At 60.0% G+C, this 16091-nt stretch carries 12 protein-coding genes; all 12 read right to left on the reverse strand.

All coding sequences use genetic code 11. The features are described from left to right. Window positions 1-3: 3 nt before the first annotated feature. Window positions 4-1632, reverse strand: a complete 1629-nt coding sequence (locus ABD796_RS00295; RefSeq protein ID WP_344901080.1) for a (2,3-dihydroxybenzoyl)adenylate synthase — start codon at window positions 1630-1632, stop codon at window positions 4-6. Between the two features lie 28 nt (window positions 1633-1660). Continuing rightward, the gene (dhbC, locus tag ABD796_RS00300; protein WP_344901083.1) at window positions 1661-2899 is read right to left on the reverse strand and encodes an isochorismate synthase DhbC; all 1239 of its coding nucleotides are present in this window, start codon (window positions 2897-2899) and stop codon (window positions 1661-1663) included. A gap of 34 nt (window positions 2900-2933) precedes the next feature. Further along, window positions 2934-3722: a 2,3-dihydro-2,3-dihydroxybenzoate dehydrogenase gene (locus tag ABD796_RS00305; protein ID WP_344901086.1), complete on the reverse strand. Its 789-nt coding sequence runs from the start codon at window positions 3720-3722 to the stop codon at window positions 2934-2936. Window positions 3723-3777: 55 nt separating this feature from the next. Beyond that, window positions 3778-4611, reverse strand: a complete 834-nt coding sequence (locus tag ABD796_RS00310) for an alpha/beta hydrolase (RefSeq protein ID WP_344904116.1) — start codon at window positions 4609-4611, stop codon at window positions 3778-3780. Between the two features lie 441 nt (window positions 4612-5052). Further along, entirely contained in the window at window positions 5053-6198 is a 1146-nt protein-coding gene (locus ABD796_RS00315) for a response regulator (protein WP_344901089.1), read from the reverse strand. Beyond that, complete coding sequence (locus ABD796_RS00320) at window positions 6173-8002, reverse strand: sensor histidine kinase (RefSeq protein WP_344901092.1); 1830 nt, start codon at window positions 8000-8002, stop codon at window positions 6173-6175. The genes ABD796_RS00315 and ABD796_RS00320 overlap by 26 nt, the downstream gene beginning before the upstream one ends. A gap of 265 nt (window positions 8003-8267) precedes the next feature. Next, window positions 8268-9239: a FecCD family ABC transporter permease gene (locus ABD796_RS00325; protein WP_344904119.1), complete on the reverse strand. Its 972-nt coding sequence runs from the start codon at window positions 9237-9239 to the stop codon at window positions 8268-8270. An 88-nt stretch (window positions 9240-9327) separates the two neighbouring features. After that, a complete protein-coding gene (locus tag ABD796_RS00330; protein ID WP_344901095.1) occupies window positions 9328-10335 on the reverse strand; it encodes a FecCD family ABC transporter permease in 1008 nt (335 codons plus the stop codon). Between the two features lie 11 nt (window positions 10336-10346). After that, window positions 10347-11375 (reverse strand): ABC transporter substrate-binding protein, encoded by a 1029-nt coding sequence (locus tag ABD796_RS00335; protein ID WP_344901098.1) that lies wholly within the window; start codon window positions 11373-11375, stop codon window positions 10347-10349. Next, window positions 11372-12151 carry an alpha/beta hydrolase gene (locus ABD796_RS00340; protein ID WP_344901101.1) on the reverse strand — a complete coding sequence of 260 codons (780 nt, stop codon included), beginning with the start codon at window positions 12149-12151 and terminating at the stop codon, window positions 11372-11374. Before ABD796_RS00340 ends, ABD796_RS00335 begins: the two co-directional genes overlap by 4 nt. Window positions 12152-12297: 146 nt before the next feature. Beyond that, window positions 12298-13908: an ABC transporter substrate-binding protein gene (locus ABD796_RS00345; protein WP_344901104.1), complete on the reverse strand. Its 1611-nt coding sequence runs from the start codon at window positions 13906-13908 to the stop codon at window positions 12298-12300. A gap of 163 nt (window positions 13909-14071) precedes the next feature. Next, entirely contained in the window at window positions 14072-15829 is a 1758-nt protein-coding gene (locus ABD796_RS00350) for a methyl-accepting chemotaxis protein (RefSeq protein WP_344901107.1), read from the reverse strand. Between the last annotated feature and the right edge of the window lie 262 nt (window positions 15830-16091).

Raw genomic sequence — 16091 nt, forward strand, 5'->3', positions numbered from 1 at the left:
CGCTCACGCTTCGATTCCCGACAACGGCCGCAGCTTGGCCGTTATCGTCTCGCGCAGCGCCTTCTTGCTTACTTTGCCGACCGGCGTTTGCGGAAATGCGTCCGTAATCTCCACCCGGTCCGGCAGCTTGTAGCCGGCCAGCCCCCGCTCGCGCAAAAACGCGCGCAGCTCGCCCGCGGAAGGGGCGGCGCCGCGGGGAATGATGAACGCGCACGTCCGCTCGCCGAGAAAATCGTCGGGCATCGCCACGACAGCGGCGTCGTGAACGGCCGGATGGGCGAGCAGATGGTTCTCGACTTCTTCCGCCGCGACCTTTTCCCCGCCGCGGTTGATCTGGTCCTTGGCCCGCCCCTCGACGACCAGATTGCCTTCCGGCGTCAGCCGTACGAGATCGCCGGTCCGGTAAAACCCGTCGCTCGTAAACGCCTTGGCGTTATGCTCGGCAGCGTTATAGTAGCCCCGTATCGTATAAGGGCCCCGGGTTAGCAGCTGCCCGGTTCCGCCCGCTTCGACCTCCCGGTCCTCCTCGTCCACGATGCGGATTTCGTCGTAGGGAGACATCGGCCGGCCCTGGGTATGAACGATGACGTCCTCCGGGTCGTCGAGACGGGTGTAGTTGACCAATCCTTCGGCCATGCCATACACCTGCTGCAAGGTGCAGCCGAGCACGGAGCGCACGCGGCGCGCGGCCTCGGGGCTGAATTTGGCGCCGCCGACCTGCAGCACCCGCAGGCTGGACAAGTCGCAGCGGCGGCCCGCAGCCGCCTCGAGCCAGATCAGGGCGAGCGGCGGGACAAGCGCCGTCATGGTCACGCCCTCGCGGGCGATAAGCGGGAACGCTACGTCCGGACTCGGCGAAGAGGCGAGCACGATTTTGCCGCCGGCGTACAGCGTCCCCAGAATGCCCGGCGAGCTGAGCGGAAAGTTGTGGGCCGCCGGAAGAGCCGCCATATATACGGTAGAGTCGTCCAATCGGCATACGTCGGCGCTCGCCCGCAGGCTGTATATATAATCGTCGTGCGTGCGCGGAATCAGCTTCGGCAGCCCGGTGCTTCCCCCGGACAGCTGCATAAAGGCGACATCGGCCGAACCCGGTTCAGGCAGATCGACCGGATCGGCGTACAAGCCGGCAAGCGCCGTAAACTCCCCGGGGTCGCCGGCCACGATAATATGGCGCAGCGCTGCCGGGTTCCGGTCCCGCACCTGACGCGCCAGACTACGGTAATCGAAGCCGTCGTGAACGTCCGGGACGATGTAGGCCACGGCTTCGGCAAATTCGCAGAAATAACCGATCTCGCTGCTCCGGTGCGTCGGCAGCGCAAACACGGGCAAGGCTCCGAGCCGGAACAGCGCGAAGCAGACCTCGACAAACGCGGCGCTGTTGGGCAGCTGCAGCACGACCCTGTCGCCCGTCCGGATGCCGAGCGCGTGCAGGCCGGCGGCCAAACGGTCGGCTCTGACGTCAAGCTCCGCATACGTCAGTCGGATGTCCCCGGCGACGACAGCCGGACGGTCTCCATGCGCGCTCGCCCGTTCCCGCAGCATGGCTCCGAACGTTTCTCCTCTCCAGCAGCCCGTCTCGCGGTACAGGTCGGCAAAAGCTTTCGGCCACGCGGGGCATGTCGGCATCATTAATATCCCTCCTGAATGATCATCTCGGTTATTCCCCGGCAAAGCCCATGGCGGACAGCATCGTGCGGAACTTGGCGGATGTCTCCGCCAGCTCGGCCGCGGCGCTCGACTCGGCGACGACGCCCGCTCCCGCGAACAAGCGAAGCGAACGGTCCGCAACCTCCGCGCAGCGGATCGTGACGATCCATTCGCCGTCCCCCGCCGCATCGCACCAGCCGACCATGCCCGTATAATAACCGCGGTCGAACGGCTCGATCTCGCGGATGGCCTCCCTCGCCCGATCAGTCGGCGCGCCGCATACGGCAGGCGTCGGATGAAGCGCGATGGCCAGCGCCAACGAAGAGGTCGCGGCATCGGCGAGCTCGCCGCGTATTTCGCTCGACAAGTGCCACATCGCAGCGGTCCGGGTCAGCGAAGGCTTAGCTGGAACGTCCAGCTGCCGGCAATAGGGGCGCAGCGCCGCCGCTACGGCATCCACGACGACGGCGTGCTCGTGCAGGTCTTTGGGCGACTCGAGCAAAGCGGCGGCCCTGCGGCGATCCTCGGCCGGATCTTCGCTGCGCGGCGCGGACCCGGCCAGCGGATTGGCCGTCACCTGCAGGCCGACTCGCGAGACGAGCAGCTCCGGGCTCGCTCCGATCAGCGTACGGCTCCCCGCCAGCCGGTTCAACCGATCCGCACGGGCTTGGCCCTGCTCCGTTTCCCGGTCGGGCAAATGGACGGCGAACGTATAACCGGAAGCATTGTTCCCGGCTAGCCGGCGCAGCAGCTGTCCGATATTCACCGATGTCGGCGAAGTCAGATGCAGCGAGCGAGACAGCACGATTTTATCTAGCTCGCCGGAACGGAGCCTCTCCAGTCCCCGTTCGACCCCGCGCTCGTACAGCTCAGGTTCCGGAACCGGAAGTACCGTGTAAGCCGCTGCCGGCGGCTGCCCGGCCTGATCGGCCAAGCCCGTTCCAAGCGGTCCGGCGCGGCGCAGCGATGCCGGTACGACCAGCTGCGCGGGGGCCGTATGGTCGAACGGAATGGCGCCGACGACGACCGGCATGCCGTAACCCGGCGGGCGGATCGCGCTGAGCAGCGCGGTTACGCGGCCCGGCAGCCTTTCCAGCGCCCCCGGGCCGCTCTCTTCCGGCACGGCCGCTATCGCGCCCTCGGCCAGCAGCGTATAGCGCGAAGTAGACAAGAAGAACGGCGAGCCCGCCCGATAGTCGTCGAGCAGTCGGATGGCAAGCTCTTCTGTAGCAACAGCTTGTTCAATCATTTCCGCAATCCCCTTTCAAATCGGAATGGTATATTCAAAGGGTGGCGCCGCCGTCGACGCGCAAGTTTTGCAGCGTAATATGCTTGGCCCGATCCGAAACCAAAAATACGACGGCGTCGGCGATATCCGCAGGCGTCGCGATTTTGCCGAGCGGAATGCCCAGCTTGTACGTCTCCGGCGAGCCGGCCACGGCAGCCTGCTCCCCGGTCGCCTCGTCCTGCCAGAGCGCCCGCTGCATCGCCGTATCCGTCGAGCCGGGTGACACCACATTGCAGCGGATGCGCGATTCGGCGTATTCGAGCCCCAAGCATTTCGTAAACATCGTCGCCGCCGCCTTTGATGCCGCATAAGCGGCCATATGCATGCGCGGCACGTCGGAGGCGTTGGAGCCGACCGTGACGATCGCGCCGCTCCGGCGCGCCGCCATGCGGCGGACGACGGAACGGGACACGCAGAACACGCCGGTCGCATTGACAGCGAACGTGGCCGCCCAATCTTCGTCGCTCGTCGACGCGATCGGACCGGGACGAAGAATGCCCGCCACATTGACCAGGATGCCGATCGGTCCGAGCTCCTCCTCGATCCGCCCGACAGTCTGCTCCACGACGGCACTGTCGGCCACGTCCGCCGGATAAGCCCGCGCGGACAATCCGTCCGCACTGCCGCGCCAATCGGCAACAGCCGCCTCCAGCTTCGCCGCGTCGCGGTCCATCGCTGCCACCCGGGCGCCGTATTCGGCAAGTGCGCGCGCCACCGCTGCCCCGATGCCTTGCGCAGCCCCCGTGACGAGGGCCGTCTTGCCTTTGATTCCCCAATCGTCCATCTGCCCGGCTCCTTTCTTCGAGTTATAGCATCTTGTTGCGCGTCCAAAGGGGCTTTTAACCGAACCGGATCGCCCGACTGACGAGAACGGGCAGCACGGAGATGTGCCCCTCTCCTTCGAACTCCTTGTATTCCACGCGCAGCCCGCGGCCGTTCCAGGCCGAAAGCCGCTCAGTCAGCTCCTTGGCGTTATGGTTCATGCCGCTCTTGTGGCCTTGCTCCAGCTCGCCGACCGCAATCAACAGCGCGGCATCCGGAGACTCCCGCTCCAGACGGGAAACGAAATGCGCCTCCTGCTCCTGCAGAAGCCGATTGCCCCAATGGATGGACGGGCTTCCCGCGATATAAGTGCGGAACGCCGTGGGCTTCGTGAACAGCGTGTGGAGCACGAACAGCCCCCCGAGCGAATGGCCGAACAGCGTGCGGCGGCGGCTGTCGATCGGATATTCGCTCTCGATCGCCGGCTTCAAGTCGTCTTCGATAAACGAAAAAAACGACTCCGCCCCTCCATGCTCAGGCCAAGGACCGCCTCCGCCCGGCCGGACCGGAAGCTCGGAGGCCGGCACGGGAAGCGTAAAATCGTAATAGCGCGAAGGCGCGAACGGCGCCTCCGTGCGGTATCCGATGCCGACGATAACGGCCGGAGCGACTCCGGTTTTCTCCGGCCGCCCTCCCTGCACGCGAATCGCTTCTACCATCGTCCCGAATACCGAATTCGCATCAAGCAAATAAATGACTGGAAACCCCTCGGGCGGAGGGCCGGCAGCGGGCATCGCCACCGTTATGCGGTATTCCCGTCCGCTTGCGCTAGCGCGCATATGGCGCTGCTCCGTCCTCGGCAGAACAACCTCCCCTTCGCTTGGCGGAAGCTTGCTTGCGGTCTGCTGCATTGGATTGTCCGTCAATCTGTCCCTTCCTTTCCGCATCAAATGATTGAATGGCTTATTGTCAATCAAATGATAATGATTATCGTTAACAATTATAAAGCAGCGGTTATTTCCAGACCATGGACAATATCCGGAACTGCTGTTTCACAATTTCCGGAAATCCCCAGTTATCCTTTTTCACCCCATGCCAAATAAGCGGAAACGAAAGATCAGTAAGTCCGTTACATTCCGAAAGGGATAGCCTTGCCGCTCAGACATCTTGTTTTCAACTCCCGGATTGAAAAGGATTCAGCGGAATGGAGTCGAAAGCCAAAACTCGCTGCGCCCGTTCCATGAAGTGATCGTTCAACTCAACTATCCGTTGAATGAAGGGTTTCAACGTCCTTTAACAATAGAAAAAACCGCGCAGCATCAAGGCTTCGCGGTTCGTTCAAGGTTCGGCTATTATTTTTTATCGGAAAACCGGCTGAGCAGCATGTCGTATTGACGGATCAGTTCCCCTGGCGGACGAATGCCGAGTTCCCGGCTGAGCAGCCGCACATAATCGGTATACAGGGCGGTCAACCCTTTTTTGTCCCCGGTCATCTCGCGGATCGTCAGCAGATGGCGCAACACCGTCTCATCCAGCGGATTTCGCTCGTTCAGCTTGAGCAGCAGCTTCGACGCGGTGGCCGTATCGTTCAGCGCGATCAGCACCGCAGCCAGACGCTTGACGAACGAGGCGTACAAGTCCGCATAACGTTCCGTTTCGTAAATCGCCCATACATACGCTTTGTCCCCGAACAGATCGCCCGTATACAGCCGTTCGATATGCAGCGCCCGCTCCACATTCCCGGCGTCGATGACTTGCAGCTGCTCCGCTCGCCTTTCGAATTCCGCATAGTCGATAACGGGATCTATCAATTCGAGCGCGTAGCCGTCGTTCTCCGAGCGTACGACCTCGCGCAAGCCGAGCGGCTCCAGCGACTTGCGCAATTGATACACCGTCGTATTCAGGTAGCCCTCCGCATTGGTCTGCATGCCTCCGAAAATATCCGTGACGAGCCTGGATCGGGGAATCCGCTTGCCGAGGTGAAGAAGCAAATAAGCGAACAGCTCCGCGCACTTTCGCGAAATCCACTTGACCCGTCCTATCGCATTGCTCACCGCAACGTCGCCAAGCATCGTCAGGACCGTCGGTCCGGCAAGGGCGGGAGTCGGAGCCGACTGAGAAGGCGCGTGAACGGTCCGCTGGTTCGCTAGCGCGCGATTGACCGTACGCTGCAGCCGTTCCTGGGAAACGGGCTTCACCAAATAATCCAGCACGGAAAGCTCGTAAGCTTTCAAGGCGAACTCCTTGTGCGAGGTGACGAAGACGATCTGCACCGGAGAACCCGCGTCCTCCATTTTAGCGGCAAACTCCATCCCGCTCTCTCCCGGCATCGAGAGGTCTACGAAAGCCAGACCGATATCGGCGTTTTCCCGCAAAAAAGCGGATGCCGACCGCGTATCGGTAAAAGCGCCCGCCACGTCAATGTCGGGCAGCTTGACCAGCATTTTGCGCAGGATCAAATGCATCGTCGGCTCATCGTCCACCAAAATTACTTTCATAATCATCCTCCTTCCTACCGCCGTTGTCGAACGCATCCCGCGCGCCTGCCGAGCCCGGCAAGGTGAAGGAGAAGGTTGTTCCCACTCCCCGCTCGCTCTCGAACCACAGGCTGCCGCCATGAATGCGGACGAATTCGCGAGTCAGCGCCAGTCCGAACCGCGTATCCCCCGAATCTTCCCCTGCCGCGAACACCTTGAGAAAAGGCTCCTCCCGGCGCAGCAGCTCCGCCGTCTGGTCGTCGATGCCCGCCCCGTTGTCGCGCACAGACACGACGATCATGTCGCCGTCCAGAACGGCTCCGACCTCGATCTCCCCGCCGATTTCGGTAAATTTGATGGCATTGGACAACAAATTCCGCAGAATGAGATCCAGCATCTCTTTATCCGCACGGACCGTCAGCTTCTCGTCGATCCGCTCCGCCAACAGGATCTGCTTCATACCCGCCTTCGGCCCGGCCAGCAGCAATGCTTGCCGGACGACCTGCTGCACATTCCAGCCCAACGGGCGAAACACGACCTTCCCTTTCTGGCTGCGGTACCAGTCCAACAAATTGTCGACGAGGTGAAACGTGCTCTGCACCTGGCCCTTCAGTTCCCGCACCAGTTCGGCATGCTCGAAGTCGGCGGCGGTCAGTTCGTCGTTCAGCAGCTCGGTCAAGCTGACAAGCAGCGCGATCGGGTCGCGGATGTCATGCATGACGACCGTAAACAACTTGTCCTTGAAGGCGTTCAGCTCGGACAGCTGCCGGGCGTTCTCGCGCAGTCGGGCCTCGCTCTCCTTCAGCTCGGTAATATCGCTGAACACCAAAATTTTGCCGATCGGGATGCGGCCGGAATCGTAAATGGGCGACAAGCTGCACTTGTAGTGCATAGTCCGGTCCGCGTGAAGCCGCTGAAAGGGAAAGCGCTCGTCGCCGTCGCTTGCGGCTTGGATACGTTCAAGCAAAACCGGGCTATCTGCCAGCACCTTCCCCATCTCGGCGGGATACCGTTTGGTCCATCCGAGCTCGGGCAGCACCTCCTGGGCGGCGCTGTTGTAGCTGACGATCCGGTCCTCGTAGTCGAACAGAACGACCCCGTCGCGGATCGTTTCGAACACTTTGGCCATTGCGAGCGGCGTTAAGCGCAGCAAATTAAAGCGCAAAATTCCCCATACGTACGCGATCCCCGATACGGCAAAGCCGAACGGCGTCAAATCGACCGTCACACCGAACCAGAAAAACATATTGAAAACCATCGGCACGACTGCGCCCATCAGAAGGACGAGAATTTGCTTGCGCACGATCGGCAAAGCCCGCCAATACATCGGGATAATCAACAGAAACCCGCACAAGAGCACGGAGTAGTTATAGACGGAGTGTACTGTATACCACGGTCCTTTAACCGTCATATACAAAGGAATGAAACCATCTTCATTCGGGATATAGCGCTCATAGACCAGATGGTGCCAGTCGTTGGTCAGATGGAGGAAAAAAACCGCAAATGGGATAAGGAACAGCATCAGCGCAAGACGCTTGCGGTAACGCGCCGCCGTCCCGGTAAACTGGATGACTTGAAACAGCCAAAGCGTGGTAACGAACGGAATGCCCAAATATTCGATCTGAAGCGACAGCTTCATCTCGTTCAAGTCGCGGCTTAGCACCTCAAATGCGTAGCCGAGCGCATAAAACGCCGCGGACAGCATGATGAGAATCATCGTCTTGGCGACGGGCAGATGCCGTTTAAGGTAGGACAAGTACGCGACAAGCAGCATGAGCGCCGTTGCGAGAAAAAGCGTTACCGCCATCCATAATTTTAGGTCCACGGCCGCATCTCCCCCTGTATCCCAGTACCTGCCTAAAATAGGATATCAGCTTCTTTACCCGGTGTCCACGGCTTGTATCGTTCTGAATCCCGGAAGCGCCGGTCCGGATGAGTCATTCACCGGCAGGCGGCAGTCCGAGCTCGGCAGCTTTGTGCGAACCGCCGGTCAGCCGACAGCGGATGACGGATAGCCGGGGAAAACGAAAAAAAACGCCAAGACGGCCGGGCCCCGAACGAGGAGGAACCGGATCTTGGCGGGCTTTGCTTCACCCGCGCATTCGGCTGCGGTAAAGCAGGAAGATGAAATAAGGTACGCCGATAATCGCAATCACGATGCCGACCGGCAGCTCGGCCGGAGCGAACAGCATCCTTCCGATATAATCGGATACCATGACCATCAGCGCCCCGATCACCCCGCATACCGGCACGACGCGCCGATGCGCGCCTCCGACCAGACGTTTGGCGATGTGGGGGGCCATGAGGCCGATAAAGCCGATGCCTCCGGATACGGACACGCATGCGCTGACAATGCCGATGCCGGCGAGCAGCAGAACCGCTTTTTCTTTCTCCGACGCCACCCCCACGCTGCGCAGACTGTCCTCGTCAAGCTGGAACAGGTCGAGAATATACGTCTTGCGCATAATGACCGGAAGGAGCAGCGCCAGCCACGGCACGATGGAGAGGATATATTTCCAATTGGCGTTATAGATGCTGCCCGATGTCCATACCGCGACCATTTCGAAGTCTTTGGCGTTCATCTTTAAGGTCAGGAACAGCGAGATCGCTCCCATGCCCGAGGCGATGGCGATCCCGGTCAGGAGCAGCCGCTGCGGTTCGAGCCTGCCGTTTTTCCACGAGAAGGCATAGATGAGCAGAGCCGCTGCGAGCCCCCCGACCAGCCCGAACAGCGGCATCGCCATAATGGCGCCCAAGCCGGTCCCTTTGATTTTGCCCTGGTAAAAAAACAAAAAAAGAACGATCGCCGTTCCGGCTCCGGCGTTAATGCCCAGGATGCCGGGATCGGCAAGCCCATTGCGCGTAATGCCCTGTATGACCGCCCCGGCAATGCCGAGCCCCGTCCCGACGAGAGCGGCGATGACGATGCGCGGCAGCCGGAATTCGAAGATAACCAGATCGTAATCCGGCTTCGGATGAATGCGCAGCAACGTACTGATCACGTCTTTGACCGTAATGTCGAACGCCCCGTTGGTCAGACCGGCATACAACGTAACGAGCATAAGGCCGATACCCGCGATCAGCACGATCGGCAAGCGGCTGCGTTCCGCAAGCCCCGTCCGTCCGCGCGCGTGCGCCTGCTTATTGAGGTTACGCATGTTTGCCGTCCCCCCTCGTCCGTGTCAAATAGAGGAAGAACGGAACGCCGAGCATCGCGGTCACGACGCCGATCGGCATCTCGAACGGGTAGTTGAGAAACCGGCTCAACACGTCGCACAGCGCCAAAAATACCCCGCCCAGCACGGCGGCGCACGGAATAATCCGTTTGTAATCGAGACCGACGAGGAAACGCGCGACATGCGGAACGATCAAGCCGACGAAGCCGATTTTCCCGGCCAGCGCTACCGATATGCCGGTCAGGATAACGACGCACAGCGTCGCGGCCAGCTTGATCCAGATCGTCTTCTGTCCCAGACCGACCGCAACGTCCTCCCCGAGCGCGAGCACGGAGATCGACTTGGACAGCCAAACCGCGCCGACGATGCCGACGATTGCGAACGGAATCGCCAGCTTGATCAGCGTCGGGTCCATCTGATGCAGACGCGCGTTGTACCAGAAGCTGATGTTTTGCGACACTTGAAAATAAGTGGAGAGCGCCGCCGAGACGCTGCTCAGAAACGTGCCGATAATCGTGCCCAGTATCGCCATCCGCACCGGCGACAATCCCCCCGGCAGCAGGGAGGCGAGCCCGAAGACAAGCACGATGCTGAACGCCGAGCCGATAAACGAATAGACGATCATCTCCATCGAGCCGCTGTTCGGCATGAACACCATGCACAGCGTAATCGCAAAAGCCGAGCCGTCGGTCACGCCCATAATGGAAGGGGATGCAAGATAATTCCTTGTCATCCCCTGCATAAGCGCCCCGGATACGGCCAGGAACGCCCCGACCAGCAGCGCCCCGATGACCCGCGGCAGCCGGGAGTGCATAATAATCTGATGATTCACATTGCCCTCGTCGAAGCGGAACAGCGCGTCGCGGATCGTGCCGAGGTCGATATGCTTCGCTCCGTACAGGATCGACAGCACCATCGTCAGCGCGATCAGCACCGGAGCGCTCCACAAGATAAGGGCGGTGGCCGGAAGCTTGGGTCGCATATCGCCGGTTCTCACTTAAACAGCTTGCTCTTCTTGACCGCGTCCAGGAAAGCGATCTTGCTGTAGGCCGTGCCGCCTTGGGCGACCGGGTCGACGAGATTGACGAACACGTTCTCGTTTTTCACCGCATTGATGCTTTTCCAGATCGGATTTTTTTGCAAGTCCTCCAGCGCCTTCGGCGTATCCGAATTCTCTTCCTCGGCAAATTGCACGAATACGTAATCCGGATTCAGCTCGGATAGCTTCTCCAGCGACAGCTGCTGCTGCGCTTTCGCCTGTTTCACTTCCTCCGGGACGCTCGCCCCCAGTTCTGCGTAAATCGACGGATTGAAGAACACATCCTGCGGATAAATGAAAATATTTCCGGTCCGTATGCGAACCGCGATCACTTTCTTATCCTTGAATACCGGAGCGAGCTTCTCCTTCGCCGCCTTTACGTCGTCCTTATACGTTTGCAGCGCCTTCTTCGCCTCCGCCTGCTTGCCGGACAGCTCGGCCAGCAGATTCAGGTTCGCTTCCCAATCGGTCGAGATGTGCGATACCGGGATCGTCGTGCCCACCTTGCCCAGCTTTTCCAGCGTCTCGGCCGGGAACTTCGTGCTGGCCAAGATGACGTCGGGCTTCAGTTTGAGAATCGTCTCCAGATTCGGCTGCGTCTTTTCGCCGATGCCGGGGACGCCTTCGGTTACTTTGGCGAACAACGGCGGGTATTTGCCCCCGACCGTCAAAGAACCGATCGGCTTGACGCCCAGCACCAGCGCATCCTCGAGCGATTCTACCGCGCCGGTAATGACGATTTTGTCCGTCTTCGTCGGAACGGTGTATTCCTTGCCCCCGTAGGTCAGCTTGCGCGGCGCAGCCGGATCGGCTGCCGCGGCTGGAGCTGTCGTATTCGTGCCGGAACCGCCGCCTCCCGCATTCGTCGTCGAGGACGCCGCAGGCGGCGTCGCGCCGGCCGGTTTCGCTTCCTCTTTGGCCCCGCAAGCGGTCAAGCCCAACATCATGACGGCTAACCCCGTTATCCATACGCTCTTCTTCATGGTCTGCTGTTCTCCTCTACATCGTCTTTGTGCGCAAACATCCATCGCAGCGCTTCCGGAAACCGCTTGATAAAACAGCTCCATTCATGCCCTGCGCCGTCCTCGATCGTCAGCGGCGCCAACCGGCGACCCAGCCCTTGCTCCAGAAGCAGCCCGTGCGCTTCCTTCGTTCTTGCAATCATGTCCTTTTGCAGCGTAGTCTTGTTCGCGCCTTCCGCTCCCCCAACATACATGTAAATCCGCAAATCCTGCCGTCCCAAGGGATTATGCCGCATATAACCGACAAAGCCTTCATACCAGTAGGAGCCGGACAACGAGCCGATCCCGCCGAACAGATCCGGACGCGTGTACGCGGCGTACATCGAAACCAGTCCGCCGAGCGACGCCCCGATGATCCCCGTGTCGGCCCGGCAAGGCTTCGTACGGTAATGCTTGTCGACGAACGGCTTCAGTTCGTCCTCCAGAAAGTCGATATACCCGGCGCCTTGACCGCCAAAGTCGGCGAATTCCTCCACAAGCGCCCGGGCCGGCCAAGGCGTGTACTCATTCAGCCTCTCCTTCGGCTCCACGCCTACGAGCAGCAAAGGTTCCAGCTCCCCGCTGCCGAACATCGCTTCCAGCACAGTCAGGCTGTCGCCTTTTCCCGGAGCGAACAGTTCGTCCCCGTCCTGAACGTAGGCAACCGGGTACGTGTCGGAACCGGCATCGTAATCCGGCGGAACATAGATCGAGACAGCTCTGTCGCGAACCCTATGTACGTGAATGGTCCCGTCCATGGTGATCCCCCCTGCTGACAATTGCTTCGGACAATAACGCTGCAAACGCCTGTCTGCTATTGAGAATGTTTATCATTTTATTGAAAACAATTCTCATTCAGATTATAAACGACATTGCATACTCGGAACATGGACAATTTCCTGAATCAATCTGGACGATCTCCATATAGCAGCCTTACGGCATCGTTCAGCATCCGCTCGATCGCGGAGGCCGAATATTCCCGCCACGGATCGCTTCTGATGGTATACACGCGGTGGCGGCGGACGGCCTTCAGATCGAGCCACAACGGCGAAGATTGCAGCGATTGCCAGTGAGCCAGCGATTCCGGCTCCTGGCATACGTTGACCAGAATCCGGTCGGCGTCAAACTCCGCCAGCTGCTCCTGCGTAATCCGGCGATTGCAGTGGGCGGGGTCGAAGCCGCGTGCCGGATGGAGCTGCAAATCGCCATACAGCACGTCGCGCATCCCCCGCACCGGGCATACGTAATAGTTTTGCTTGAACACGCTTATGGCCAGCACGGTCTCGTCCTTCAGCTCGCGGTGCAGCAGCTCGCGGGCCGCCGCCGCTTTGCGCTCGTAACCGTCCAGCCAGCAGTCGGCCTCCTGCGAAGCCTCCAGCAGCTGAGCGGTCAGTTGAAGCTGCTCGCGCCAGTTGTGTTCCTGCAGCGGGATGCAGTATACCGGCGCAATCTTCTCCAACTGCTCGCGTTCGTCGGGGTGCAGGTTGTCCGAATGACTGATAATCATGTCGGGATGCGCCTGCCGGAGCGCTTCGATATTGGCTTCCCAGTCTTCGTTGAACCGGTAGGCGCTCAGATGAACGGGGATGTCTGTCCGGTACATTTTATGGTAATAAGCCGTCCACTTCGGATGAAGCGGGGCGGCGTACGGAATCATCTTGAGCGCCAGCAGCTGACCGAGAATCGGGGACGTGTAGGCGACGATTTTGCGGCGGCGCTTCTTCATGTAGGCGGTCGGGGACATGCCGACGGCTTGCTTGAATTTGCGGCTGAAATAAAACTCGTCGCTGTAGCCGACCTGGTGAGCGATATCGCGCAGCCGGGCATCGGAATGCATCATCAATTGCTTGGCGCCGTTGACCCTTGCTTCGGTTACGTAGTCGATGGCGCTTTTGCCGTACGTTTTTTTGAACAGATCGACGTAATATTTCGGACTGATCTCGGCCATGCGGGCCAATTGCTCGATGGTCAAACTTTCGTGATAATGACTTTCGATATAAGCGCGGGTTCTTTCCAGAGCGGTCTTCGAGTCGCTGTCCGGCAGCAGCCTGATCCGTTTCATCGTCCAATACAGCAGCTCCTGGAACGCAGACTGCCCGCGAAACCGCTCCAGCGCATCGTCGCTGCGGCTGCAATGATACAGAAGCTCGCTAAGGACGCCGGTTTGGGTCTCCGGGTAGACCGGGATTTCCCCTTGGAACGGAAACGGTTCGTCCGGCTCCCCTTCCCGGCGCGCATCGAATGGAAAAACGTAAAAATCAAGCCCCTCCTGAACGGCGGTCACGCCGATCGTCTGTCCGGGCCGGGCGATATATACCGTATCCGGCCTCAGCCGATGCTCATCCAGATCGACGGTCAATCGGCCTTCGCCGCTGCGGGCGATCAGCAGCACGTACGATCGGATCAGCTGCAGCTCCATTCCCCGACCATGGTGCCAGGAGACGCTGCGAAGCTTTATCCATAAACCGTCAAGTGCAGCAGGTATCGACTCGTCATGAAGAAGTGTATGCGACAACTGGGATACTCCCCTCCTTTATGAAAATGAGAATCATTATCACATACAAACGTAGCATAGGGGCGTTTCGCGGTCAAGTCGAAAAATGGACACCGGAACCGAACAAAAAAAAGGAGCGCCCCTCCTTTTGGATAGGCACTCGGATGATGATCGATCCCAATTTTTACACGTTCACCTGCTTGATCGCCTTACGCATCTCCTGCGTACGGTCGCTCATGACGGCGGACGCATGGCTCACCTGCTTCATCAGCTCGAGCTGGCTGCCGCTGAGCGTGCGGATTTGGCGGCTTTGCTCGGAGACGCGGCTGGCGATGTCGGCAATACTCCCCACTGTCGCGGCGACTTGCTCGGAACCGGCCGAAAGCTGCTCTGTCGTAGCGGAGATGTCGATAATCTGCTCGCTGACAAGTCGGAAAGCCGACACCGTATGCCCGAACGATTCCAGCGCCACGCCGGAAAGCCGGACGCCCTCGGCGATATCGCGCGCCGTCTCCTCCATCTCGAAGCTAATGGCCCCCGACTCCTTGCCGATATTGCCGAGCAGAGCCGTAATGCGCTGAACAGCCGAGGCGGACGCGTCGGCGAGCTTGCGTACTTCTTTGGCCACTACGGTGAACCCTTGCCCATGCTCGCCGGCTCGGGCCGCCTCGATCGAGGCGTTCAGCGCAAGCAGCTTCGTCTGTTCGGCGAATTCGCGGACCGAGTGGAGCACTTCGTCGATCTCGTCCGTATAAGCCTTCAGCCTTTTGGCATTGCCGAGCGTCTGCGAGGCGGTCGAGGCGATCTCGCGAATTTGGATGTTCATCGAGCCCATCGCTTGTTTGCCGTCGTGCGCAATGTCCAGCGCGCGGACAGCCGCATCCGATACGGTTGAGGACGACTCCGCTATGCGGACGATGCCTTGGGCGATCTCTTCCATCGCAAGCGCGCTGTCGTCGGCGCTTTGCTTCTGGGACGCGGCGCCCGCATCGATATGGCGCACGGACTCGTTCATCGTCTCGCCCAGCGCCAGCATCCGGTCGGCGTGGTCGGCGAACGTTTCGGAGGACGCGACGAGTTGGTCCGACGTTTGATCCATATTGACCACAAGGCCGCGTACCCGCTCGTGCAAATTGCCGGACATCGCCAGCATCGACCGGTAGGCCGTTCCGATCTCGTCCTCCGAACGGTGCGGCGTGGCGCGCAGAACCGCGCTCGCTTGGGCGAGATCGCCCCCGGCCATCAGCTCCGCGCTGGCCGTAAGCGTGTGCAGCGGCTTGAGCGCGCGCCGGACGAACCAGATCACGATCGCGATGCCTGCTAGCGTTACCGCCGCAATGAGCGCATACAACGGCAAGCTGTTCTTAATAATATTCGCGGAAAGCCGGTCGAACACGGCGGCGTCGGTATCGATGCCGAGCGCTCCGACCAGCGTGCCGTCCGCCAGCCTGACGGGAGCGTATGCCGACAAATACGTCCCGTACTCCGGGTTCGCGATGATCGGGGTGCTGGCCGATCTGCCGGCTTTTACCGCCTGAACCGCAGCCGGGGGCATGTCGGAAAGCTCGTTGATCGGAGACGCGCTGCTGTTTCCCTGTGGAAGGCCGTCTATCATAATCCGCGGCGTCTCGCTATCGTCGAGCCTGACGAAATATACGTAGAGCGCTCCGATCTGCTTGCGGAACCGGTCTAGCTCCTGGCGCAACGACCAATACAGGTCTCCCTCAACCGGATTGCGCAAAAACTCGGCGTACCGTTCCGGCTGCAGCTGGCCGGCGTAGCTCTCGGCGATTCGCATATTGTAGCTGTTGACCGCCTCTTCGACGGCGGACTTGGTTTGCGCGGTTTGCGTGACGACGTTCCCTGCAGCGATCGCGACCATAACCGCCGTGACGACGACGAGGATACGAACAACCAGATGCTTCTTTATGAACTGTACCATGACCCCATACCCCTCCATGCCGTTTCTCTATGCGTTCCCGCACGGGCCGAACCCGGATGCAATTAGTCCTATTCTTCTTTAGTTCAATGGGCCTATATTCGACTTTCTCTATTATATCAGATCAGTTTAAATATTTTTCAAAAATGTGCGAATACGATCTGGGTTTCATGCGATAAAAACAAAACCCTCCGTACGGAGGGCATGTCCATTTTCTATGTAAAAAAATATGCGGTCCCAATAGACCGGAGCGTTCCTTGCACTC

It is taken from the genome of Paenibacillus hodogayensis, from assembly GCF_039536325.1.
Lineage (GTDB): Bacteria > Bacillota > Bacilli > Paenibacillales > NBRC-103111 > Paenibacillus_AB > Paenibacillus_AB hodogayensis.